The 23,847-nt window shown below is 51.0% G+C and carries 23 protein-coding genes and 1 pseudogene; 4 read left to right on the top strand and 20 right to left on the bottom strand.

The annotated features are described in order from the left end of the window. Window positions 1-11 precede the first annotated feature (11 nt). Genes pcaF through paaA form a run of 10 tightly spaced genes read right to left on the bottom strand, consistent with a single transcriptional unit; the run spans window position 12 to window position 8,281 of the window. Window positions 12-1,220, bottom strand: coding sequence for a 3-oxoadipyl-CoA thiolase (gene pcaF / locus AC0IXI_RS12090; protein WP_471682466.1), 1,209 nt, complete (start codon window positions 1,218-1,220; stop codon window positions 12-14). Beyond that, window positions 1,217-1,642 (bottom strand): hydroxyphenylacetyl-CoA thioesterase PaaI, encoded by a 426-nt coding sequence (paaI, locus tag AC0IXI_RS12085; protein WP_422568516.1) that lies wholly within the window; start codon window positions 1,640-1,642, stop codon window positions 1,217-1,219. Before paaI ends, pcaF begins: the two co-directional genes overlap by 4 nt. Then, window positions 1,632-3,113: a 3-hydroxyacyl-CoA dehydrogenase PaaH gene (paaH, locus tag AC0IXI_RS12080; protein ID WP_471683227.1), complete on the bottom strand. Its 1,482-nt coding sequence runs from the start codon at window positions 3,111-3,113 to the stop codon at window positions 1,632-1,634. The genes paaI and paaH overlap by 11 nt, the downstream gene beginning before the upstream one ends. A 2-nt stretch (window positions 3,114-3,115) precedes the next feature. Further along, the gene (gene paaG, locus AC0IXI_RS12075) at window positions 3,116-3,901 is read right to left on the bottom strand and encodes a 2-(1,2-epoxy-1,2-dihydrophenyl)acetyl-CoA isomerase PaaG (protein ID WP_134182563.1); all 786 of its coding nucleotides are present in this window, start codon (window positions 3,899-3,901) and stop codon (window positions 3,116-3,118) included. Between the two features lie 2 nt (window positions 3,902-3,903). Further along, on the bottom strand, window positions 3,904-4,671 hold the full coding sequence (paaF, locus tag AC0IXI_RS12070) for a 2,3-dehydroadipyl-CoA hydratase PaaF (RefSeq protein ID WP_471682465.1): 768 nt from the start codon (window positions 4,669-4,671) through the stop codon (window positions 3,904-3,906). Beyond that, on the bottom strand, window positions 4,671-5,738 hold the full coding sequence (paaE, locus tag AC0IXI_RS12065) for a 1,2-phenylacetyl-CoA epoxidase subunit PaaE (RefSeq protein WP_471682464.1): 1,068 nt from the start codon (window positions 5,736-5,738) through the stop codon (window positions 4,671-4,673). The genes paaF and paaE overlap by 1 nt, the downstream gene beginning before the upstream one ends. Window positions 5,739-5,745: 7 nt before the next feature. Continuing rightward, window positions 5,746-6,246 (bottom strand): 1,2-phenylacetyl-CoA epoxidase subunit PaaD, encoded by a 501-nt coding sequence (gene paaD / locus AC0IXI_RS12060; RefSeq protein ID WP_471682463.1) that lies wholly within the window; start codon window positions 6,244-6,246, stop codon window positions 5,746-5,748. Between the two features lie 10 nt (window positions 6,247-6,256). Next, window positions 6,257-7,012, bottom strand: coding sequence for a 1,2-phenylacetyl-CoA epoxidase subunit PaaC (gene paaC, locus AC0IXI_RS12055; protein ID WP_471682462.1), 756 nt, complete (start codon window positions 7,010-7,012; stop codon window positions 6,257-6,259). Between the two features lie 8 nt (window positions 7,013-7,020). Beyond that, window positions 7,021-7,308 carry a 1,2-phenylacetyl-CoA epoxidase subunit PaaB gene (gene paaB / locus AC0IXI_RS12050; protein WP_064518953.1) on the bottom strand — a complete coding sequence of 96 codons (288 nt, stop codon included), beginning with the start codon at window positions 7,306-7,308 and terminating at the stop codon, window positions 7,021-7,023. 55 nt (window positions 7,309-7,363) lie between these two features. Then, window positions 7,364-8,281 carry a 1,2-phenylacetyl-CoA epoxidase subunit PaaA gene (gene paaA / locus AC0IXI_RS12045; protein WP_471682461.1) on the bottom strand — a complete coding sequence of 306 codons (918 nt, stop codon included), beginning with the start codon at window positions 8,279-8,281 and terminating at the stop codon, window positions 7,364-7,366. Between the two features lie 285 nt (window positions 8,282-8,566). Here paaA and paaZ point away from each other — a divergent pair, with 285 nt between their 5' ends. Continuing rightward, window positions 8,567-10,597, top strand: coding sequence for a phenylacetic acid degradation bifunctional protein PaaZ (gene paaZ / locus AC0IXI_RS12040; protein ID WP_471682460.1), 2,031 nt, complete (start codon window positions 8,567-8,569; stop codon window positions 10,595-10,597). Between the two features lie 62 nt (window positions 10,598-10,659). Here paaZ and AC0IXI_RS12035 read toward each other — a convergent pair whose 3' ends face one another. Next, window positions 10,660-11,295 (bottom strand): carbonic anhydrase, encoded by a 636-nt coding sequence (locus AC0IXI_RS12035; RefSeq protein ID WP_064518959.1) that lies wholly within the window; start codon window positions 11,293-11,295, stop codon window positions 10,660-10,662. Window positions 11,296-11,469: 174 nt separating this feature from the next. Further along, window positions 11,470-12,384, bottom strand: coding sequence for a LysR substrate-binding domain-containing protein (locus AC0IXI_RS12030; protein WP_410370275.1), 915 nt, complete (start codon window positions 12,382-12,384; stop codon window positions 11,470-11,472). A 204-nt stretch (window positions 12,385-12,588) separates the two neighbouring features. On the opposite strand from AC0IXI_RS12030, the gene AC0IXI_RS12025 reads away from it, so the two are divergent. Next, the gene (locus AC0IXI_RS12025) at window positions 12,589-13,509 is read left to right on the top strand and encodes a DMT family transporter (RefSeq protein WP_064518963.1); all 921 of its coding nucleotides are present in this window, start codon (window positions 12,589-12,591) and stop codon (window positions 13,507-13,509) included. Between the two features lie 274 nt (window positions 13,510-13,783). Here the strand turns inward: AC0IXI_RS12025 and AC0IXI_RS12020 are convergent, their stop codons facing one another. Together AC0IXI_RS12020 and AC0IXI_RS12015 are read right to left on the bottom strand one after the other, a co-directional pair. After that, a complete protein-coding gene (locus AC0IXI_RS12020; RefSeq protein ID WP_471682459.1) occupies window positions 13,784-14,794 on the bottom strand; it encodes a hypothetical protein in 1,011 nt (336 codons plus the stop codon). Between the two features lie 50 nt (window positions 14,795-14,844). Beyond that, window positions 14,845-15,147, bottom strand: coding sequence for a hypothetical protein (locus AC0IXI_RS12015; RefSeq protein ID WP_424222869.1), 303 nt, complete (start codon window positions 15,145-15,147; stop codon window positions 14,845-14,847). Between the two features lie 525 nt (window positions 15,148-15,672). Between AC0IXI_RS12015 and tyrP the strand changes: the two genes are divergently transcribed. After that, window positions 15,673-16,884 carry a tyrosine transporter TyrP gene (gene tyrP / locus AC0IXI_RS12010; protein ID WP_471682458.1) on the top strand — a complete coding sequence of 404 codons (1,212 nt, stop codon included), beginning with the start codon at window positions 15,673-15,675 and terminating at the stop codon, window positions 16,882-16,884. On the opposite strand, the gene AC0IXI_RS12005 is transcribed toward tyrP, so the two are convergent. Beyond that, on the bottom strand, window positions 16,885-17,775 hold the full coding sequence (locus AC0IXI_RS12005; protein ID WP_064518969.1) for an ABC transporter six-transmembrane domain-containing protein: 891 nt from the start codon (window positions 17,773-17,775) through the stop codon (window positions 16,885-16,887). Window positions 17,776-17,869: 94 nt separating this feature from the next. Here AC0IXI_RS12005 and AC0IXI_RS12000 point away from each other — a divergent pair, with 94 nt between their 5' ends. After that, a complete protein-coding gene (locus tag AC0IXI_RS12000) occupies window positions 17,870-18,454 on the top strand; it encodes a TetR/AcrR family transcriptional regulator (RefSeq protein WP_471682457.1) in 585 nt (194 codons plus the stop codon). On the opposite strand, the gene AC0IXI_RS11995 is transcribed toward AC0IXI_RS12000, so the two are convergent. From AC0IXI_RS11995 to AC0IXI_RS11975, 5 genes and pseudogenes are all read right to left on the bottom strand, one after another. Continuing rightward, window positions 18,441-19,337 (bottom strand): transporter substrate-binding domain-containing protein, encoded by an 897-nt coding sequence (locus tag AC0IXI_RS11995; RefSeq protein ID WP_471682456.1) that lies wholly within the window; start codon window positions 19,335-19,337, stop codon window positions 18,441-18,443. The genes AC0IXI_RS12000 and AC0IXI_RS11995 overlap by 14 nt on opposite strands. A 9-nt stretch (window positions 19,338-19,346) precedes the next feature. Further along, window positions 19,347-20,126: an amino acid ABC transporter ATP-binding protein gene (locus AC0IXI_RS11990; protein ID WP_471682455.1), complete on the bottom strand. Its 780-nt coding sequence runs from the start codon at window positions 20,124-20,126 to the stop codon at window positions 19,347-19,349. Next, the gene (locus AC0IXI_RS11985; RefSeq protein WP_064518975.1) at window positions 20,110-21,036 is read right to left on the bottom strand and encodes an amino acid ABC transporter permease; all 927 of its coding nucleotides are present in this window, start codon (window positions 21,034-21,036) and stop codon (window positions 20,110-20,112) included. The genes AC0IXI_RS11990 and AC0IXI_RS11985 overlap by 17 nt, the downstream gene beginning before the upstream one ends. 9 nt (window positions 21,037-21,045) lie before the next feature. Beyond that, the gene (locus AC0IXI_RS11980; protein ID WP_134182543.1) at window positions 21,046-21,549 is read right to left on the bottom strand and encodes a GNAT family N-acetyltransferase; all 504 of its coding nucleotides are present in this window, start codon (window positions 21,547-21,549) and stop codon (window positions 21,046-21,048) included. A 10-nt stretch (window positions 21,550-21,559) separates the two neighbouring features. Continuing rightward, a pseudogene (locus tag AC0IXI_RS11975) lies at window positions 21,560-23,832 on the bottom strand (NtaA/DmoA family FMN-dependent monooxygenase). Between the last annotated feature and the right edge of the window lie 15 nt (window positions 23,833-23,847).

The following is a 23,847-nucleotide window of genomic DNA, read 5'->3' as shown; positions in this document are numbered from 1 at the left end:
CGCAGGGTTGATTAGCTCACACGCTCAAGGATCAGGGCAATGCCCTGGCCAACACCGATACACATCGTACACAGGGCATAACGCCCGTTGCGGCGATGAAGTTCGTGGCTGGCGGCAAGCGCCAGTCGGGCTCCACTCATCCCTAACGGATGGCCTAAAGCAATCGCACCGCCGTTGGGGTTAACATGTGGGGCGTCGTCAGGCAGCCCCAACTGTCGTAAAACCCCCAGCGCTTGCGCGGCAAAGGCTTCGTTCAGTTCGATAACATCCATGTCGTTGATGGAAAGCCCTGCCAGCTCCAGCACCTTACGGGTGGCAGGCACTGGCCCAAGCCCCATCAGGCGCGGTTCAACACCGGCAGTTGCCATCGCGACAATGCGCGTTGTTGGCGTTAAACCGTGGCGCTGAGCTGCCGACGCGCTGGCGATGATGAGCGCCGCCGCACCGTCGCTCACACCTGATGCATTTCCGGCAGTAATCACACCGTTGGTACGAAACGGTGCTTTTAGTCCGTTGAGCTGCTGCAAAGTGGTTTCCGGTCGCGGATGTTCGTCTTCGCGAATCTCAGTCACCGCGCCTTTTTTTCCTTTCAACTGCACCGGCACAATTTCCTCGGCCAGAACGCCATTCTCACGTGCCAGCTGCGCACGTTGCTGGCTGCGCCAGGCAAAGGCATCTTGATCGGCACGGCTGATATTTAACAACTCCGCTACATTCTCTGCCGTTTCTGGCATGCTGTCAGTACCAAATTGTTCAGCCATGAGCGGGTTCACAAAACGCCAGCCGATCGTGGTATCAAACATCTCCGCCTGGCGCTGAAAAGGCGTGCTGGCTTTGCCCATGACAAAGGGTGCGCGGGACATCGACTCTACGCCTCCGGCAATCATCAGTTCGGCATCACCGGCTTTAATTGCCCGCGCGGCCATACCTAACGCATCAAGGCCGGAACCGCATAACCGGTTAATTGTGGTGCCAGAAATTGTCTGCGGTAACCCGGCAAGTAACGTCGCCATACGCGCCACGTTACGGTTATCTTCCCCTGCCTGGTTGGCACAGCCGAGAATCACATCGTCTACTGCGTTCCAGTCAAGGTTCGGGTAGCGAGCCATCAGCTCTTTTAGCGGGATCGCGGCAAGATCATCGGCACGAACTGACGAGAGTGCCCCACCGTAGCGGCCAATAGGCGTGCGGACACCGTCACAGATAAATGCGTCGTTCATAGTCTGGCTCCTGAAACTGTGGTTCCAATACGGTGCGATCGCCCACGAAACAGAGCGACTGTTTTCTCATCCTGGTTAATGATTTCAATGTCATATACCCCGGTCTGCCGGCCTTGAGTGCGTACCTGAGCAATGGCTGTCAGCACATCACCGGCTTTTCCAGGTCGGACGAAATCGATACTGCAACCGGAAGCCACTGCCGCCAGCCCCTGGCTGTTGCAGGCGTAGGCAAATGCGGTGTCAGCCAGCGTAAACAGTTGCCCGCCGTGGCAGGTTTGATGGCCGTTGAGCATGACGTCGGTGATGGTCATGGTCAGGCGTGCAAATCCATCCCCCATGTCCTGAATCTCGATGCCCATCTGCTGCGCACAGTTGTCGCGAGCGTACATTTCCCGGGCATTCGCCCATGCATTAATGCTCATGTTGTGTCTCCAGAAGCGTGCGTTGGCGCAGCAGTGAAGTTGGGCGGTAGCGTTCTTCGCCGTAATGTTTTTGCAGGTTTTCCAGCAGGCGCAGTACCTGTTGCCAGCCGAGTTCCGCGCCCCACGCCAGCGGGCCATGAGGGTAATTCACGCCAAGGCGCATCGCGGTGTCGATATCCTCTTCACTGGCGACACCTTTTTGCGCCGCATCGGTCGCTTCGTTCGCGAGCATAGCGACCGTGCGCCAGACCAGCATTCCAGGGTAGTCGCTGATCATCAGCACCTGTTTACCCTGCTGCTGGAAGAAACGAATCGCTTTGGCAGTCTGCACAACTGTGTTACTTGCTGCAGCCGCTAGCACTACCAACGGTGAGCTTTGCCAGTCGTTGACCAGATCAAGCAGCACGACCGGGCGTTGCAGACTTTTAGCCAGTTGAGTCGCTGTTTCGCCTTGCGTCATCTGCACCAGAACATCGTCCAGTTCAAGATACGAATACGTGACACTGTCACCTGAATCGTGATTATTCAGCCATGCGGCAAAACCATGGTGCTGAATTTCTTGCGCATCTGATTCGCCAGGCTCGGCGGGCAGATAAGGCAATGATTCATTGAGTGGCCAGCGGTATACGCCCTGCCCGGTTTTTTTGCCAAGGCGTTTACCAAACACCAGTTCCTGCTGGATAAGCGAAGGCAGAAAGCGGCGTTCCTGCCAGAAACCATTGAATACGGAACAGGTCACGGCAAAGTTCACGTCCTGGCCGATAAGGTCGGTCAACGCAAGCGGCCCCATCGGGAACCCACCGCAGTCGCGCAATGCCGCATCAATCACGCCCGCTGGTGCTACTTGCTCTTCGAGCGCGCGCCAGGCTTCAGCATAAAATGGGCGCGCCACGCGGTTAACGATAAAGCCCGGTGTCGAGTGGCAATGCACCGGTTGTTTGCCCCAACGCATCGCCAAGCCGGTCAGGCTTTCGAGAACCGCAGGTGAAGTTTCCAGCCCGCTCACCACTTCCACCAGTTTCATCACCGGTGCTGGGTTAAAGAAATGCAGCCCTGCCACACGCTGTGGTTGTTCAACGCCGCTGGCAATCGCGGTAATGGAAATCGACGATGTATTGCTGGCGAAAATCGCCTCCGCGGAACAGACCGCTGCCAGTTCACGGAAGATGGCCTGCTTGATGTCGATTTGTTCGGCTGCGGCCTCAATGACCAGTGCCGCATCCGCCAGTTCGCTGATGCTCTGTGCAGTGTTTAAACGGCTTTCAACGTCATGCTTTTCGGACGCCGTCATTTTACCCTTTGCCACGCGGGCACTCAGCGCTGTGGCAATTGCATCAATGGCACGCGCCGCAGCACCGGGATGGATATCGTAAATTCTGACCCGGTGCCCGGCTTGTGCGGCAACCTGCGCAATGCCAGCCCCCATGGTGCCGCCGCCAATCACGGCAATAATTGATTGTGGTGTCAGCATCATCATTTCCCCTTAAACACCGGTGTGCGTTTAGCCAGAAATGCCGACACCCCTTCGCGGTAATCTTCGCTACGCCCGGCCATGCGCTGGTAATCGCGCTCAAGATCGAGCTGTTCTTCAAGGGTGTTTATTTCGGAAGCGTTCAGTGCCTTCTTCACCAGTCCCAGGCCAAAGGTTGGCTGGCTGGCAAAATGCACGGCGAGCTGGCGAGCGGTATCGTTGAGTGCTTCATCATCCACCACTTGCCAGATCATGCCCCACTGATGGGCTTGCTCCGCACTCAGTTTATCGCCCAGCAACGCCAGCCCCATCGCACGAGCACGCCCGGCAAGGCGCGGCAAATACCAGGTACCGCCGCAATCAGGAACGAGGCCTAATTTGCTAAAAGACATAATGAAGTTTGCTGAACGCGCCGCAATCACCATATCGCAGCCCAGGGCAAGCGTTGCCCCGGCACCGGCGGCGACACCGTTAACCGCCGCAATAACTGGTTTTGGCAATGCGGCCAGGCGCTTAATCAGCGGGTTATAGAAGTTCTCAACCGAGGCGCCTAAGTCTGGAGCAGCTCCACTTGGGTCAACATTGCGGTCATTGAGATCTTGTCCGGCACAAAACGCACGGCCCGCGCCAGTTATCAGTAGGCAGCGAATGGTGTCGTCACGTTCGACTTGCGTCAGCACATCAGCAAGCTGGCGATGCATTTCGTCATTAAAACTATTCAGGCGCTCCGGGCGATTTAACGTCAGCGTCATCACGCCGTTTTGCACATCACTAAGAATGAATGTCATGGCTATCGTCCTTTAAACGCAGCGGGTCGTTTTTCGAGAAATGCGGCAATGCCTTCCTGCCGGTCTTCGGTGGCGGCAAGCAGCGTGAAAAGCTGCCGTTCGTGGGCTAAGCCCTGACTGAGAGACAGTTCATGTGCCTGGCGCAGTGCGGTTTTCGCAGCCTGCAATGCCAGCGGCGCATGTTGCGCGATGCGCGCCGCCAGCTTTTCGCTGTATTCCAGCGTTAACGCCGCAGGGCACATCTCTGCAACCAGGCCTGCCTGCTGCGCCTGTTGTGCGGTTATCGCCTCGCCCGTCAACACCATTTTGTATGCCAGCGCTTTGCCAACACTGCGAATCAAACGTTGTGTACCACCCGCGCCGGGCATAATGCCGAGAGTTATTTCAGGCAGGCCAAAGCGTGCGTTGTCACCCGCCATTACGATGTCGCATAGCATCGCCAGTTCGCACCCGGCACCCAACGCATAACCGTTTACTGCAGCCAGCAGCGGTTTGTTAAAACGTTCGATACGAGCCCAAAGCTGTGGGCGTGGATCGTTAAGCGTGGCGGGCATATCAAGGCTCGCCATCTCTTTAAGATCAGCCCCAGCGGCGAAAAATCGATCGTTGCCCGTAATAACGACTGCCCCTGTGCTTTCGTTTTGCTGCGCGGCTTCCAGCGCTAAGGCGATCTGATCAAGCAGCGCGTTATTTAAAGCGTTTCGCGCTTCGGGTCGGTTTAAAGTCAGGGTCAGTACGCGCCCGTTTTGGCTAACCAATAATTCGCTCATCACAGCCCCTGCGCATCAAAGTCGAGCACTACGTCGTCACCTTTCGGCAGTGCCTGGCAACTGAGGATGTAACCCGCCGCCAGTTGGTCTGGCTCGAGGCTGTAATTGACGCCCATCCCCACTTCACCGCTCACCACTTTGCAGCGGCAGGTGGCGCACACCCCGCCTTTGCATGCGTAAGGTAAATCCGCACCCTGGCGCAACGCCGCATCGAGAATGCTTTCGTCATGCGAATCGAGGGTAATTTTGCGGTCGCGCCCGTCCTGGCGAATCGTTACCGTTTTGCCTGCCGCCTGTTCGCGGCGGCGCAAGCTCGGTGCAGTGCCGGGCGTGTTGAAGTGTTCGATAAAAATGTTTTCAGCCGCCACGCCCATTTCCAGCAGTGCGGCTTCGGTTTCATGCATCATGTTCTGTGGGCCGCAGATGAACGTGCGGTTAAAGCCTTTTACATCGAGCAAGTTATCGCCCAGCGCTTTGAGTTTCGCGCCGTCGAGTCTTCCGCTCAGCAATTCGCTTTCCTGCACTTCCTGGCTGAACAGATAGATAAGTTGTAGGCGTTGTGGGTAGCGATCTTTTAAGTCGGCCAGCGCCTGGCGGAACATCATGCTGCGGCTGCTGCGGTTGCCATAAACCAGCGTTACTCGGCTATTGGATTCGGTGGCAAGCGTTGCTGCAACAATCGCCAACATTGGCGTAATGCCGGAGCCGACTGCCAGCGCCAAATAATTGCCCTCAGTTTCAGGCTGCGGTTGGTAGCCGAATGTTCCCTGCGGGATCATTACGTCCATCGCCATACCCGCCACCAAATCGCTCACCGCATATTGCGAAAAGCGCCCACCGTCGATGGCTTTTACCGCCACACAGATTTCGCCGGGTTGTTCGCCGCGACAAATGGAGTAACAGCGGCGTAACTCCTCACCACCGAGGCGAGTTTTTAGAGTCAAATGCTGGCCAGGTTTGAAAGCAAAATGCGTCTGTAATTCTCCTGGCACTTCAAAAGTGATGGCAACCGCGTCAGGAGTTTCCTGCTCAATGCGCGCCACCTTTAGCGAATGAAACGTCGTCATGGCTACCTCAAATACATTTAAAGTAATCAAAGGGTTCGCGGCAACTGTCGCAGCGGTATAACGCTTTACAGGCCGTGGAACCGAATTCGCTGATAAGCGAGGTATGCAAACTGCCGCAGCGTGGGCATTCCACATCGCCGCTGGCTGATATGGCGTGGCAAGCGTGGCCTTGCGGTGGGCTGATGCCGTATTCACGCAGCCGCGTTTTGGCCGCGGGCGTCATCCAGTCGGTTGTCCACGCAGGGTGCAGCATTTGTTCGATGTGGACCGGGCTCAAGTGCGCGTCTTCCATCGCGTCACGAATTGCTGTCAGCAAAAAGTCGGTCGCTGGGCAGCCGGAATACGTTGGCGTGAAACCGATATGCCAACCGTCTTCACGGTGGTGAACGCTGCGCACCATGCCCAGATCGGTGATAGTCAGTACCGGGATTTCCGGGTCGCTGATCTGCCCGAGAATGCGCCATACATCGCGGACTCTAGCCGGTTCCACCACATCGAAAATTTGCATTTTTACCTCACTACCATTGCTGATTGGGGTAAGCGCGTTGCAGATACTGCATTTCTGCCAGCAGCGGGCCGAGATGTTCGGTATGTAGCCCTTGCTTGCCGCCCGTGCGGTATTGCGCTTCTTGTGGTTTAACCAGTGACGCCTCAATCAGGCCGTTAAACGTCTCTTTTTCCCAGGCGGCACGCAAGGCGCGCGGGTCAACGCCAATCCCTTGCTCAGCAAGGCTGATTTCCAGTTCATCTGCATGGAACATCTCGCCGCTAAAGCGCCACAGTTTATTGAGCGCCTGCTGCATTTTTTGCTGAGAAACCTCAGTGCCGTTGCCCAGACGCACTAACCAACCACGGCTAAAGCGCAGGTGGTAACGCACCTCTTTGATGGCTTTTGCGGCAATTGCCGCCAGTTGGCGGTCGCGGCTTTGCGCCAACTGGCTAAACAGTTCAACATGCCAGGCATCCAGCAGATACTGGCGCATGAGGGTGTCGGCAAAATCACCGTTCGGCTGTTCTGCCAGTAGTAAATTGTGGAACTCACGTTCGTCGCGCCCATACGCCAGTTTGTCTTCATCAAGCTGGTCACCCTGAAGTTCTGCGGCGTAGGTCAGGAAATTTCGGGCCTGGCCGAGTAAGTCCAGGCCGATGTTCGCCAGCGCGAGATCGATCTCTAGTTCTGGTGCATGCCCACACCAGGCACTCAGGCGCTGGGCCAGTACCAGGCTGGTGTCGCCAAGGCGCAGGGTGTAAGTAGTTAACGGGGAATAAGTCATTTCACGCCTCACATGTGCTCGATGCCATCAGGGATGGTGTAGAACGTTGGGTGGCGATAAATCTTTGTTTCCGCCGGGTCAAAGAAGGCACCGCGTTCTTCAGGCTGGGAAGCGATAATTTCGCTCGCCTTTACCACCCAGATTGAGCAGCCTTCACTGCGGCGGGTGTAAGCATCGCGGGCGTTTTCCAGCGCCATTTGTTGGTCTGCAGCGTGCAGGCTGCCAACGTGGCGGTGCGATAACCCTTGTTTGCTGCGAATAAACACTTCGTATAACGGCCAGTGAACATTGCTCATAAATCAATCCTTCATATCCGATGTAAATGGTGGATGACGGCTGCGCTTATCCACCCTACAAATTCTGTTTTTCTGCGTACGCCAGCGCCGCTTCACGCACCCATGCACCCTCTTCCCACGCTTTACGTTTGGCGCTCAAACGCTCTTCGTTACATAACCCGCGCCCGGCAATCACTTCGTTAAATTCATGCCAGTCAATTTCGCCGAATTCGTAATGCCCTGTTGCTTCGTTAAAAGTGAGATCGCTATCCGGCACCGTCATGCCGAGCATTTCCACCTGCGGTACGGTGTTGTCGACAAAACGTTGGCGCAGTTCGTCGTTACCAAAACGTTTGATTTTCCATGTAAGGCTTTGGGCGCTATTTGGGGAGTTGTCGTCGTTTGGGCCAAACATCATCAACGCAGGCCACCAGAAACGGTTGATCGCGTCCTGCAACATCTGGCGTTGTTCTTTACTGCCCTGCGCCAGCACCATGCAGGCTTCAAAACCCTGGCGTTGATGGAAGCTCTCTTCTTTGCAGATCTTCACCATCGCCCGGGCATATGGGCCGTAGGAAGTGCGGCACAGCGCCACCTGGTTCACAATCGCCGCGCCATCAACCAACCAGCCGATCACGCCGATATCGGCCCAGTTCAGCGTCGGATAGTTAAAGATCGAGGAGTATTTCATCTTGCCGTCGAGCATCTTCTGGTAGATGTCTTCTCGCGCACAGCCCAGGGTTTCCGCCGCGCTGTAGAGATAAAGCCCATGTCCAGCTTCGTCCTGTACTTTCGCCAGCAAAATCGCTTTGCGTTTCAGGCTCGGTGCGCGAGTCAGCCAGTTGCCTTCCGGTAACATGCCAACAATTTCAGAATGGGCGTGCTGCCCTATCTGGCGAATCAATGTCTTACGGTATTCATCCGGCATCCAGTCCTGCGGTTCAATCGCAATTTCCTGCGCAATTCGCTCATCAAAACGGTGTAATTCGGTCACGGCATCACCTTTATGATTCGGTTTAGATTCACTAAATGCGACATTGTGAATCACTTAATGATTTAAAGTTACAGATAAGTTAACTAAAACGGCAAAATTAACACGTATGGTTTGTGAGCATTATCACGATAAATTTTAAATAAACGAAACTATTCATTAAGTTACGAAATAACCCAAAAAGGCATGCAATCACGTTGTTAATAAATTATTAAATTACATCTTGCTTTTTATGATTCACAAATTAAACATTAGTGTCATTAAATGTAATTCTTAGCGAGGTGTTTGATGCAGCAGTTAACTAGTTATCTGGCAGGCCAATGGGTGATGGGACGTGGCAAAGAACGCACTATAAATCATGCAATTAGCGGTGAGGCGCTGTATCAGGTTACCAGCGAAGGGCTGGATATGGCGCAGGCACGTCATTTTGCTATTGAATCAGGTGGTGCGGCATTACGCGCTCTGACCTTCGTGCAACGTGCAGCCATGTTGAAAGCGGTGGCAAAACACCTATTGGCAAACAAAGAAACGTTTTATGAAATTTCCGCACAGACCGGTGCGACCCGCGCAGACAGCTGGGTTGATATCGAAGGTGGTATCGGCACCCTTTTCGCCTATGCCGGTATGGGAAACCGTGAACTGCCTGACGATGTACTGTGGCCAGAAGATGAAATGATCCCGCTTTCTAAACAAGGCGGGTTCGCCGCCCGCCATGTGCTGACGTCAAAATCTGGCGTGGCGCTGCACATCAATGCATTTAACTTCCCTTGTTGGGGAATGTTAGAAAAACTGGCCCCGACCTGGCTTGCTGGAATGCCAGCCATTATAAAACCCGGCACCGCCAGCGCGCAGCTCACACAAGTGATGGTGAAATCCATCGTCGATTCCGGGCTGGTGCCAGAGGGCGCAATCAGCCTTATCTGCGGTGGCGTAGGTAACCTGTTTGATCTGCTGGATGAACAAGATGTGGTGACCTTTACCGGCTCAGCCAGTACCGGGCAGAAGTTACGTTGTCACTCAAATATTGTTGCCCGTTCAGTCCCATTCACAATGGAAGCTGACTCCCTTAACTGCTGCGTGCTGGGTGAAGATGTGGCAGCGGAACAGCCTGAATTTACGTTGTTTATTCGTGAGGTGGTGCGTGAGATGACCGCCAAAGCTGGGCAAAAATGTACCGCAATCCGCCGTGTCATCGTCCCGCAGGATCAGTTGGAAAATGTGATTCAGGCGCTGAAAGCCAAACTTGAGAAGATCCAACCCGGTGACCCTGCTCAGGAAGGCGTGAAAATGGGTGCACTGGTTAGTCTTGAGCAGCGTGACGATGTGCAAAGCAAAGTGAATCAGTTGGTTGCCGTTGGCTGCCAGATTGTGATAGGTGGCAAAGCGGATGGCTCTCATCCCGGTGCCTTCTTCCCGCCAACGTTATTGCTGTGCCAGCAGCCAGATGAAACACCTGCGGTACATGAGCTGGAAGCGTTCGGCCCAGTTGCTACCGTAATGCCTTATCGCGATTCAGAACACGCGATGGCGCTGGCACGTGCAGGCCAGGGTAGCCTTGCGGGAACGCTGGTCACTGCGAGTGGCGATATTGCACGCCAGTTTGTTCTGGGTGCCGCCCGTGCTCACGGGCGCATTCAGGTGCTAAACCAGGAGTCATCTGTCGAGTCCACAGGCCACGGCTCGCCGCTGCCGATGCTGGTTCATGGCGGCCCAGGACGCGCCGGTGGTGGCGAAGAGCTTGGTGGCCTGCGAGCAGTGAAACATTACATGCAGCGCACGGCGATTCAGGGCAGTCCATCAATGCTGGCGGCGGTAAGCAAACAGTGGTGCTACGGCGCGGCGGTGCAGGAAAGCCCGGTTCACCCTTTCCGTAAGCATTTTGACGAACTGGAAATTGGCGAGAGTTTACTTACAGCACGCCGGACCATCACCGAAGCCGATATCGTCAACTTCGCCAATCTGAGTGGCGACCACTTCTACGCTCACGTCGATAAAATTGGTGCGGCCGAATCGTTCTTTGGCGAGCGCGTAGCTCACGGCTACTTTGTGGTATCAGCTGCAGCGGGATTGTTTGTTGATCCGGGGGTTGGGCCTGTTATCGCCAACTATGGCATGGAAAACCTGCGCTTTATCGAACCGGTGAAAATTGGCGACACTCTGCAAGTGCGCCTGACGTGCAAGCGCAAAACTGCCAAACCGCAAAAGAGCACGGAAGACAAACCGGTTGGCGTGGTGGAGTGGGCAGTTGAAGTGCTGAACCAGGATAAACAGTCCGTGGCGCTCTATTCCATTCTGACACTGGTTGCGCGAAGGGTTTAACGGACCAACTGAAAACTTCTGCCCGATTATTGTCCGTGGCGGAAGTTTTCATAAATGGCTGATTAAGACGCCGTTACACCAGGATTGTCTGATAACGAGATGAATTTCCCGCATTTGCTATCAAAAGCTTCAATACATCCCGATTCAATATCATAAACCCAGCCGTGAAGCGTGATATTGCCCTTCGCAAGCGCTAACGCAACACAAGGGTGAGTACGTAAATTCCCCAGTTGAGCGATAACATTTTGATGCACCATGCCGTCCACGCGGGATTGGGTTGAGCTATGCTCTTCAGCTTCGTTAATGGCTTTTGCGGCATCTGCATAACGTAACCAGTGGGCAACGGCTGGCATATGGTCAAGACACTGGCAGTTGGCGACAGCTGTCATTGCCCCACAGTCCGAGTGCCCGCAAACCACGATGTCACGAACGCCAAGCGCCATCACCGCATATTCTACCGAAGCTGAAACACCACCAGGCTCAGGCCCGAACGGTGGCACAATATTACCTGCGTTTCGAATGACAAACAGTTCACCCGGTTCACGCTGTGTCACTAATTCAGGAACGAGTCGGCTGTCAGAACAGGAAATAAAAAGTGTTTTAGGATTTTGATTTGATGCAAGTTTTTTGAAGAGTTTGGAACGTTGCGGAAATGCTTCTTTCTGAAACCTCAAAAAACCGTCAATAACGTCTTTCATCGTAAGCCCTATATATCTTTTGTGCCAATATGATGCCACGCTGATAATGGCAGATCAATAAACTGTCATGCGATATATATATCCACATATTTATTGTTATTATATTTCACCCTATTTTTCATGTTGCTTTATATCCTCTTGGTTCGAATAATCCGCATTGGTTTCTGGTCACTATCACGCCTCCTCACCCAACCGCGTTATCACCCTGCGCAAATAAGTCAGCACTGCCGTTGCCGTTTCGCTCAACGAGGATTCAGCAAGCGTTACCGCGCCAACATCCATGTAGGTGGTGCTGTCAGCAATGCTGCGGCGCATCACGCGTAACCCTTCGAGCGACCAAGGGCGGTAAACCAGATCCGACAATATCGTCACGCCCTTTCCTTTTGCGACCAGACTGCGCACCGTTTCGAACGATGTGGTGGTGAAAAAGATATTTGGGCTGCCACCACGTGTGCGCCAGTGCTCTTTAATCACGTCAGGATATTCGTCAGTATCCAGCAGCAAGAATGGCTGGTTTTCGATATCTGCCAGATGAATAACGGACTGGTTCAATAGCGGGTGGCCTTGTGCGGCCCAAAGTCGGCGCGGTGAGCGAATAAAGATTTCTGTTTCCAGAGTGTTGTCGTGAGCAATATTTGAGGTTAATAGCAGCGAGAAATCAATATTCTTACGTTTTAATGATTCGGTTAATTCCTGTGGATTCTCCTCAATGAAATTAATCGTCATTAATGGGAAGTGCTGTTCAACTTCAAGAATAATCGCCGGAAGCAAATAGGCGGAAAGCGTTTTGGCGATGCCAATATTCACTGTGCCTTGTTCCAGTTGCGGTTGGTGTAGCAAATCGTCGATGGCAAGCTGGCTGTCATTAATAATCTTACGAGCGTAATGCAGGAAGCGCTCTCCTGCGGCGGTGAGTTCAATACCTTTTGGCTGGCGCAAAAACAGCTGGTTGTTTAACGAGGATTCAAGGTTGCGCATGGCGACCGTCATAGACGACTGCGAGATATTACAGCGCGATGCCGCTTTGGAAATCTGCTGTGTTTGCGCAAGCGCGATGAAAAACTCCAGCTGCCGCAGTGTAAACCTCATAGTTTTAAACTATACCTCTCCATGAAAAAGATGAATTAGATTTGGCTGCCTCGCAACCCTACCATAGTCCTCAGTGAACCGATGATTCAATAACTCGCTGGTGTCCACCGCTAGATCCACGCAGTCTTTATCAGCTGCATGAAATTGCTTATATGCATTGAATCTATACCTGAGTGTATTAAACCGTTTTCTGGAACTCAAATTATGCCGTATTTACTGTTAAGCCTTGCCGCCTGCTTCTGGGGTGGAAACTACGTTGTGGGCCACGAACTGGTCGCGCAGGTTGACCCTATTGTGCTGTCCGAGGCCCGCTGGATGCTCACCGCCCTGTTGCTCATCAGCCTCTATTTCCGGCAGATAAAGGCGCAATGGCAGGCGATGGTCGAGGCAAAATACACGGTGTTTTTCCTCGCTTTATGCGGGCAAGTGTTATTCCCGGTGACGCTATATATCGGCCTGCAATACACCTCATCATTAAATGCGGCGATATATTTATCCACCACGCCCGCATTAGTGTTGCTGATTAATAAGTTTATTTTCAAAGAGGCTATTTCACGGCGCAATATTTATGGTGTGGTGCTTAGCTCTTTGGGCGTGATCTATCTGGTGATGCAAGGCGACCTTCTACATATGGATACGCTTAAAAACCTAAACCGGGGTGATGTGTGGACCATGGGTTCGGCTGTCAGTTGGGCGTTGTACTGCGCGTTCTTGCGCCTCAAACCAAAACAGGTTGGTGGGAATGCATTTGTTGCGGTAAGTGCCGCAATTGGAGCAATAGTGCTGCTGCCGGTGTTATCACTCTATTCGGCGGCCCACTATGCATCTGAGATGAAAGTCTACTTTAATTCAGGCTTCTTATTAGGGCTGGGTTACCTGGTTATCTTCCCGTCATGGCTGTCATATTTGCTGTGGAATAAAGGTATTCAGGCGATTGGTGCTACACGCGGTGAAGTTTATTCGCACCTTATTCCGCTTAGCGGTGGCGTGTTTAGCGTGCTGTTCCTCAATGTACCGTTACACGGTTTTCATCTCGTCAGCGCACTGCTTATCACGCTGGGAATTGCACTTTGCTCGATGGCTACAAAGCAGAAGGTTTTAGCTCCTGACCCATGCAGTCGATAAAATATTCGTAAGCCGGAGTCAGTACCTGGTCTTTTCGCAGCATAAAACCAAAGGTGATATCGGGTAACTGCGTTTGTCGAACGCCACTTACTTAAATCCATTTAACAATTGTAGGTAGTGGCTTAATCGGCATGGAGACATCATCAAGAAAGACGCCAGGCGTGAACTTTTTTAGTGGCGAGAAAAGATAATTGCGATAGGAGTGACTACAGATTCTATCGCAATTATCTAGCCGAATATACGTAGAGTTATTATTCGTCAAACATTTCCATGCCTAAGGCCTCCTCTGAATCATATCGTGCTCTTCAATGTCATTTGAAGACCAGCTTTCGTATTTAATAACTGGAAATTTACCTTTATTGTTTTCAGCTAGGTTTAATGAATTGCTTTTGCCTGCAGAAAGATTGCCAAAGTGCTTTAATTTTGGATCTATATTCTCCATCATAACGTAACTATTTCTATTGATAAATCTCGATATTTTAGTTCGTTCTTCTCCATGAGCACTAATATACGACGTGGGTGTGCTATAAGTCTTAGCAATTGCTAATATCTTAGATATTAGCTGACTCCAAGCGTCGGCCTTTAATATTAGATCAACATGCTCTCCGACCTGTATGCTATTTTTTAGATAAAAGAATTCCAATAATTCCCCCATGGTAAATTGAAATTCAGATCCATATACTGCCTGCGAGCACATCCAATGAGCTTTCCAGTTGTGATTAGTTAATGATGGTGGGCATACACCAAACCAACCGTATGGAGGTGGAGTAGAAATTTTCGGCAAAGTGATGTCATGCAAGCTGGCATGATGCGATCGTGATGTAGGAAATAGATCAAATCTAGGCCATTGACTTAATAGAGTAAGTTCTTTCAAGCTACTGTTATTAATAGTTCTCCCCATATAAACCGGGACAACAGGTAATTCAAGTGTCTTTGCCCTCTTGGCCTGAAATAAAAAAGCAGAACATGATGATGTTGTTGATGAGTTATTTATATCTACAAATAAAGCATCTGCGAGTTCTACTTTCGCACTAATGATTTGATTAAAATGATCTCTGGTATTTTCCGTCATTTTAGCTAACGGAATTTTATCTATCCACGTAACACTTATTTCAGATCGACCTACATTACGTGAATTATTTCTATGAATGATATTTTGATGCAATATTTCATTTAAAACCTTATCAGAAAGTAATTTTGAAAGCTGACTAAGTTCTGAAGAGGAGTTATTTAGTGTAGTCGCTGAGGTGATTGCATCATCAACTTTTTTTGAATATGAACTCATTCTTGACTGTTCCATTATCAGATTGGCACACTTAATTTATGATTGTTTAATCAAGATTTACCGAGCAGTTTCGCTATTCGTTTCTTCGTGAAGACGCATACCACACCTGCTTCAGTATGTATTAGTGGGTAATTGAAGTCACAATATGCTGATGCTGCATTTAGTGGTAGTTGCGCATTCCCCCAAACATCTGGCTGGAAATATGACAGTTCACCTTCCTTGCAATTTTTTTGAGCATCATCATCCGTTTTATAAATGCAAATATTTGATTGATCTATAGATTTATGTTCATCACATGCGGTGATGAATAAGCATGACAGTGCAATGATCGAGGTAGCAATTACTTTAGGCATTTCCATATCTCCAGCTGAGGTTATCGATTTTAACTGCATCATGTGAAATGTAATCTGTTGGGAATTATGGTTTTAAACTTAACTTCATTGATGCTTGTGTTAACCATGATTTCGATGCAAGTCCAAGTCGGATAATGTCGCCAAAGTTAAATAAAAGATCAAGCAATCAATAACATGAGTGCTATAAATGATAGATAGAACAACAAAAAACAGAACTTAAACTAAATTTACGATCCTGAAAAATCGCTTTGATTATTCCCAGCTGTGTAGTGATTAAATTGTCGGTTCATGTCCCGCCATACATTACAAATACACTGTGTAGATACTGATTAATCATAGAAATGCATTAATTGGCTTGTGCTTAAAAAATTAATAAGATCGCACTCAATACTGGCTATGAAATTTTCCATGAAAAACGTAAACATAAAATTACACCTCATGTAACCCTCATTTGACGGAGTCATAACAATCCCTTACCCTGCGCGGCATAATCTCGTTATTACAAGCGTAAATTCAGAGGGAAGCGTGAAGAATCGCACTCTTGGCAGTATCTTTATCGTCGCCGGTACCACTATTGGCGCAGGAATGTTGGCAATGCCGCTGGCTTCAGCAGGTGTTGGATTTGGGGTGACTTTCCTGTTGCTCATCGGCCTGTGGGGGTTGATGTGTTACACCGCACTGCTTCTGGTCGAAGTTTATCAACACGTTTCCGCCGACACCGGGCTTGGCACCCTTGCCCGCCGTTATCTTGGAAAACCAGGGCAATGGCTTACCGGTTTTAGCATGTTGTTCCTGATGTATGCGCTGACGGCGGCGTACATCAGTGGTGCCGGTGAACTGCTGGCCGCAAGTTTGAACCAATGGTTTGCGTCCTCCATCTCCGTTACAAGTGGGGTTTTGCTGTTCACGATTGTTGCCGGTGGCATTGTTTGCATCGGTACCCATATGGTGGATATGTTCAACCGCGTGCTGTTTAGCGCCAAGGTGATTATGTTGGTGGTGATGCTGGGGCTGATGATGCCGCACATCCATCACACTAATTTACTGACGTTGCCGCTGGAGAAAGGCATCGCGCTTTCAGCCATTCCGGTGATCTTCACTTCGTTTGGCTTCCACGGCAGCGTGCCGAGTATTGTCAGTTACCTTGATGGCAACCTGCGCAAACTGCGTTGGGTGTTTATCATCGGCAGCGCAATCCCGTTAGTGGCTTATATCTTCTGGCAAGTTGCTACGCTGGGTGCGATTGATTCGGGTGTGTTTAGCGGGCTGTTAGCCAATAATTCGGGTCTGAATGGTTTGTTGCAGGCGGTTCGTGAAGTGGTGGCCTCGCCGCACGTCGAATTGGCGGTGCATCTGTTTGCGGATCTGGCGCTGGCAACTTCATTCCTGGGAGTGTCGTTAGGGTTGTTTGATTACCTGAGCGACCTGTTCAACCGTAAACGTAATGCATCGGGCCGTGCGCAAACAGGGTTGATGACGTTTGTACCGCCGTTGGTTTTCGCCCTGTTTTACCCACAAGGGTTTGTGATGGCGCTGGGTTATGCCGGTGTTGCGCTGGCAATACTGGCGCTAATCATCCCGTCACTTTTGGTCTGGAAAAGTCGCCAGACCCAAAAAGAGCCTGGCTACCGTGTTGCTGGCGGCAAACCGCTGTTGATTCTGGTGTTTGCCTGCGGTATCGCCGTGATTGTGATTCAGGCGATGATTGCGTCCGGCGCGTTGCCGGAAGTGGGTTAATTAGACAAGACCTGTGTTGACGCGTTTGCCTATCTCTTTAAGCTGCGAGTACTTCTCAAGCAGAGATGGGCCGTCATCAAGGCTCATGGCAAACATCCACATGTAGGTCATGACAGAGTAAATATGCCCGGCGTTCCCGACACCTTTCACGGTCATAAGCCAAATGGTCATCGCGAACAGGAACGCTGCGGCAATACCAATAGATAAATAGCCGTATGCCTCCCGGTCGGACAAACGAATACGCACACGCGCCAAAAAGTTGTAATGCTTATTCAGTGTGTTTTCACTGGCTGTGCCGACAAAACCCACCTCTTTTTCCAGCCTGTCGTTGAGCTTCTCATACAACATTTCGTTTTTACGCGTATAGCTCGGCAGGAACATGGCGAAGAAAATCAACACGCCAAAACAAGCGACACCCGCCCAGAACTCAATAGTCAGCAACATAATCACTGCGCCGATAATCGAAGCGACAGAGGTAATCAGTAGCGGCAGGTGTGTTTCGAAGAAATTGACAAATTCACGTGACAACGTCACGCGGGCGGCAATGGTCGAATGACTATGGTCGTCCTCACGCTGCGCAAGGATCACCGGCACGGCAAGACCGGCATAGATTCTGGCAAATGTCCGGGTATCCATGCTGCGGCGTGCAGCGCCTATCGCCCACATCACAAAGACCACCAGCGCATACAGCAATGCATGTAGCGGTTGCCCTTTAATGATGGCGTTGATGGCAAATCCGGCCATTAATGGATAGAGCAAATAGATGATGTTTTCAGCGACCACCAGCATCAGCGTAATCACTAATTTTTTACTATGGAGTTTTGCGAGTTTTTTTAATGTATTCATTGCGCCGCGTGATGGTTTAAGCTCCGCGGTTTGGGTCGTATGCATGACTTTATATTCTTAAATTGTTATTCTTGAGCGGTTGCTCAAGAGTGAAGGAAGTCTATTTGAGCACTTGCTCAAAGTCAACGAAGGTGCCGTGATGAAAGAGAAAGCGTCTGTTCTGAAAGAGAATATTCTTGATGCAGCGATCGCCCTGTTTACTGAAAAAGGAGTGGAAAAGGTCACCACTCGCGAACTAACAGAACAGGTTGGGATAGCCCGTAGCCACATTTACCACTACTTCCCAGACTGGCAGACGTTATGCATTGAAGCGTTTTCGCGCTTTATGTACGCCGAGTTGGCAGCTTTTAGCCAAAAAACGCGCGCCTTGCCGCCCGAACAGGGTTTGAATATTTTTGTGGAAGATTATTTACCCGACCGCGCTGATGCCGTGTGGGAGTTGTACGGATCGTTATGGCGCCTCGCGGTGCATAACAAGGTTTATGCGGATCTGGCATTAACGTTGACCGAAAAATGGGATGCTTTGTTGGCGAGTATTATTGAGGCGGGTATTGAAAGCGGCGTTTTCCGTCAGACCGATGTCTTGCGAGTAACCCGTCAGCTTGGTGCATTGCTTAACGGGTATTCGGATCAACTGATTATCGACAGCGCGCCACTTGCCCGCGATCAGGCCTTAGACGATATCCAGGCTTTTATCAGCCAGATTTTAATTATGGGTAAGTGATCCCTGGAGGATTCACTTCAGACGAAGCAACTTCTTCGCCCTTTTCTCCCCATCTGTCGAGAACTTGCTGGTATTCACCACGTTTCGCTGCACCGTCGAGGGCTGCCTGTAATGCATAAACCAGCTCGTTCCCTTTTTTGGTAGTGGTAGCAACATAGGCTTTTTTAGGCCCAAGCCCAACAACACGCGTTTTCCCGGTTAACGCGGCTTTATAGGCCGCCACACTCTGCGGGCCGAAGGTCGCATCAGCACGTCCGGCCTGAATATAAAGGTTACCGGAAGCATCATCCGTTAAATAAATCGGTTGAGCCGGTTTGCGCCCTTCTTGTTCATTTTGCTCATTCCAGCCCAACAGGATTTTTTCCTGATTAGTACCGGAACCTAAAATAATCCGTAACCCGCTAACATCTGCAGGCCCTTCAATTTTTTGAATCGGGCTATCTGATTTCACCGAGAATGCCAGCGAATCTATGCGATAGGTCGCAAAATCAAACTTAGTCTTACGCTGCTCGGTTACCGCTATATTGACCAGAGCCACATCGTAGCGACCGGATGTAATGCCAAGCGGCCAGTCTTCCCAGGCGGTTGGCACCAGTTTGAGCTTCAGTCCTAAGCTATCGGCCAGCAAACGTGCAATATCAGGATCACTGCCGATCCTTGTGCGGTTATCACTCGCAAGCATGGCAAGCGGTGGCGAGTTTAGTGCTGAAATGGCGACTGTAAGCGTACCCGGCTCAACAAATTTATAGCCCTGAGGAATTTTACTGATAGCCACCGGGTCTTTAGCCGTATGTATCGGTACTTCATTAGCTTTAAGATCGAGACTTCCCTGTGCAAAGCTCGCCGAACTCACTATCAACAGCGCCAGTGGGACAAATTTCATAACTGCTCCTTAGAGAACTTTTGATAAAAACTGACGCGTTCGCGAATGTTGTGGATGGTTAAGTACTTCGTCGCTGCTGCCTTGCTCAACAATTTTTCCGTCGACCATAAACACCACGTTATCCGCCACTTCACGGGCAAATCCTATCTCATGGGTGACGACCACAAGCGTTGTGCCAGAGCGGGCCAGTTTTTTAATCACATCCAGCACTTCTCCCACCAGCTCCGGATCGAGTGCGGACGTAGGTTCATCAAACAGCATCACGCGTGGACGCAGTGCCAGCGCACGGGCAATGGCGATACGTTGTTGCTGCCCACCGGAAAGATGGCGCGACCAGGCATCCGCTTTATTACTCAGCCCCACCACATCGAGCAGTTGATAGGCCTGTTCAATCGCCGCTTTTCGGCTCAGCTGTTTATGGGCAATCGGCGCTTCAATCAGGTTTTCCAGCACCGTGAGATGCGGGAACAAATTGAAGTTTTGAAACACATAGCCGACGTTAATGCGCTGACGCAGGATCTCTTTTTCTTTCAGTTCATACAGCTTGTCGCCGGCCTGACGATAGCCAATGTAATCACCATCTATCTGGATGAAACCCTCATCTACACGTTCAAGATGGTTAATCGCACGCAACAAGGTAGATTTACCGGAACCTGACGGTCCAAGTATCACCGTGACTGAACCAGGCTCCAGTTCCAGTGAGACGTTATCCAGCGCTTTATGGCGGCCAAAATATTTACTCACACCGGTAATCGAAATTTGGCCAGTCTGGTTATGGGATTGGTACATGGGCGGTCTCCTGAGTCTGCAGCACCGGTTGATGTGACGGATTACGAGCGGGAGTTTGTTGATTAATCGCCGAGCGGCGCTCACTACGTGCCAGCCAACGTTCGACCAGATGTTGAATCAGCGACAGTACGCTGGTGATAACCAGATACCAGACCGCCCCCACCATTAGCAGTGGGATCACCTCCTGGGTGCGGTTGTAGATCATCTGAATGGTGTAGAACAGCTCAGGCATCGCCAGCACGTAAACCATCGCCGTGCCTTTAGCGAGACTGATAATTTCATTAAAACCTGAAGGCAAGATGGTGCGCAGCGCCTGCGGTAGAATAATACGCAGCGTACGTCGCCATGCGGGTAACCCTAATGCCGCTGCCGCTTCATATTGGCCGTGATCCACGCCAAGGAAACCACCGCGAATAATCTCGGCTGTATAGGCACTTTGCACTAACGTCAGCCCAACCACGGCGGTAGAAAACTGCCCTAGCACGTTTATCGTTTGGTAACTTCCCCACTGAATTTGGGTAAACGGAATACCAATCGAGAGCGTGTCGTACAGATAAGAGAAGTTATAGAGAATAATCAGCACCACGATCAGTGGCAGTGAACGAAACAGCCAGATATAACTCCACGCAAGACTATTTAGCAGCCACGAAGATGAAAGCCGTGCCAGCGCCAACATTCCGCCAATCACTACACTCAGCACAGTCCCTATTAGCGTCAGCAGTAAAGTTTGCGCCAGTCCTTCAAGAATTACCGGGTCGAAGAACCAGCGGGCAAATACGCTCCACTCCCAGCGGGGGTTAAATGCAACCGACTGAATAACCACAGCCAGCACAAACAGAGCGATAATTGCACCGAGTGTTCTGAGTGGATAGCGCGCAGGAACCACTTTAATCGTTGATGGGGTATGCATAAGTATTCCTCAGGCCGTTTTGCTCAGACGAGCCAACTCTTTGGTAAAACGTAAGCGGCCGTCGAACGGAGCCACACTGTATTCTTCCCGGTTACGGTGAATATCAAACTGCGGTTGGTAGCCAAGACTCAGATAAAGCTTCACCGCTTCTGGCTGGCGAAAACCGGTAGTCAGATAGATATGGCGATAACCGGCAACCTGCGCCCGACTTTCCAGTTCACGCATCACTCGTTGAGCAAGCCCTTGTTGGCGTAGTGCAGGATGCGTCCAGATACGTTTAACTTCGGCTGTCTGTTCGTCGAAAGGCTTATACGCGCCGGTGGCAATAATCTCGCCGTCACGCTCCAGAACAATGAATAACCCCTGAGGCGCCAGATACCATTCGGTCAGTTCGACTTCCGCATCACGGGAAAAATAGTCCCCATAGCGCGCTTCATATTCGCCAAATAGCCCAGCAATAATCGGCTGCAGTTCTGGCGCCTCGGGTGAAACATCACGAAATTGTTCACGCATATTTTGCTCCTTAATCGCCAAGACCGGCGGGGTTAACTTCAGATGAAGGGATTTGCTCTACACCTTCTCCCCAGCGGTTCAGTACTTTGTGATAATCACCATTTTTGATGACGCCATTAAGCGCGGTTTGTACCGGTTCCACGAGTCCACTGCCTTTCTTCAACGTTACGGCGATATGTGCAGCTTTCGGCCAGCCGCCATCAACCACACCAACTAATTGGGTTTTCTGCGTGAGTGCGGCTTTCCAGGCTCCCGTTACATTGGGGCCAAAGAACGCATCGGCGCGACCGGACTGCAATGCCAGCGTTTGTGCCGCATCGTCTTTGGTATAAACCGGGGTGAAAGGTTTAAGCCCTTTCTTCAGGTTCTCTTCATTCCACGCCAGCAAGATAGATTCCTGGTTGGTTCCCGAGCCGACGATAATGCGAAGCCCGGCAATATCCTCTGCTTTCTCAATCTTCTTGATTGGGCTGTTGGCTTTCACGTAGAACCCGAGCGAGTCTTTACGGTAGGTGGCGAAGTCGAATTTCTGTTTGCGCTCTTTGGTCACGGTAATATTGCTGATTGCCGCATCGTATTTCCCTGATGCCACACCCAATGGCCAGTCCTCCCAGGAAGTGGGTACGACGTTGAGCTCAAGTCCTAAGCTGTCAGCCACCAGACGTGCAATATCGACTTCGCTGCCGAGCAACGTTTTGTTGTCTTCAGCAAACACTGTCAGTGGTGGTGAGTTAAGCGCTGCAACTGCCACGGTGAATTTACCGGGAACCGCAAAATGATGATCTTTTGGCAGCTGTGCCACAGCCGATGGATTCACGGCCGTGTTAATCGGCGTTTTATTGGCTTCGAGGCTGACGCCAGTGCCATTAATGGTGACCTCTTGCGCCAAAGTTTGTGCCGAAGAAAGTGCCAGAGCGATAGCAAGGATTAGCGATATTTTTTGCATAGCAGGTTCTCTTTTTTATTGTGATGTTACGAAAACTGATTTACGGGTTCTGCCAGGCCCAAACTTTCGCGCAGCGTAGTACCGGGATACTCCTTGCGGAACAAACCACGGGATTGTAGTACCGGGACCACTTCATCGACAAAGCGTGGGAAGGTATCTGGTGTACCGCCCTGAATAATGAAACCGTCAGCAGCATAGCCTTCAAACCATTGCTGCAACCCATCTGCCACTTGCTGTGCCGTTCCGTAAAAGCGCGGGCGCGGTGATGCGGCTTCAAGCGCCACCTGGCGCAGCGTCAGATTGCGAGCGTGAGCATTACGTTTGATTTCATCTGTAGTGCTGCGGAAGCTGTTCTGCCCCAGGTCACCGATATCAGGGAACGGTTCATCAAGTGGATACTGGCTAAAATCGTGGTGCTCAAAGTAGCGGCCGAGGTAATTCAGAGCATCGTTAATTGAGACCAGTGCGGCGGTAGTTTGATATTGGTTCTCCACATCGTCAGCATCTTTGCCAACAATCACGCTCACACCCTGGAATATGTGCAGGTCTTCATGACGGCGGCCATGAGTTTCCAGCTGTTGTTTAACATCCCGATAGAAATGTTGCGCTTCTTCAAGGAATTCATGATGGGTGAAAATAGCATCTGCATGGCGGGCAGCTAATTTCTTGCCGTCGTCCGATGCGCCAGCCTGGAATACAATCGGACGCCCTTGCGGTGTGCGGGAAATATTTAATGGCCCTGCTACCTGGAAGAAATCTCCGCGATGATCCAGCGTATGTAATTTATTGGGGTCAAAGAATTGCCCACTGGCTTTATCACGGATAAATGCATCTTCTTCCCAGGAGTCCCACAGCCCTTTCACCACATCCAGATATTCATCAGCAATGCGGTAACGCAGCGCATGTTCCGGATGTTTTTCCCGGGAGAAGTTCTTCGCCGAGCCTTCCAGTGGCGATGTCACCACGTTCCAGCCCGCACGTCCTTTACTCAAATGGTCAAGGCTTGCAAACTGGCGAGCGACGGTAAAGGGTTCGCTATAGGAGGTAGAAAGTGTGCCAACCAATCCTAGATTCTTAGTGACGCTGGCTAATGCTGACAGCACCGTTAATGGCTCAAATCTATTCAGGAAGTGAGGGATCGATTTTTCGTTAATATATAAACCGTCTGCGACAAATAAAAAATCCAGCTTGCCCGCTTCTGCTTTTAACGCCGTCTCTTTCACAAATTCAAAACTAATGCTGGCATCAGCAATAGCTGCCGGGTGACGCCATGCCGACATATTTCCTGATGCGCCATGTAAGATTGTTCCAAGACGCAGTTGTCGATTATTTGACATATGTACCCCTTTATT

This window comes from Buttiauxella sp. AC038 (assembly GCF_979253565.1).
Note: the sequence above shows the minus strand (reverse complement) of the source record. Positions and strands in the feature narration are given on the sequence as shown.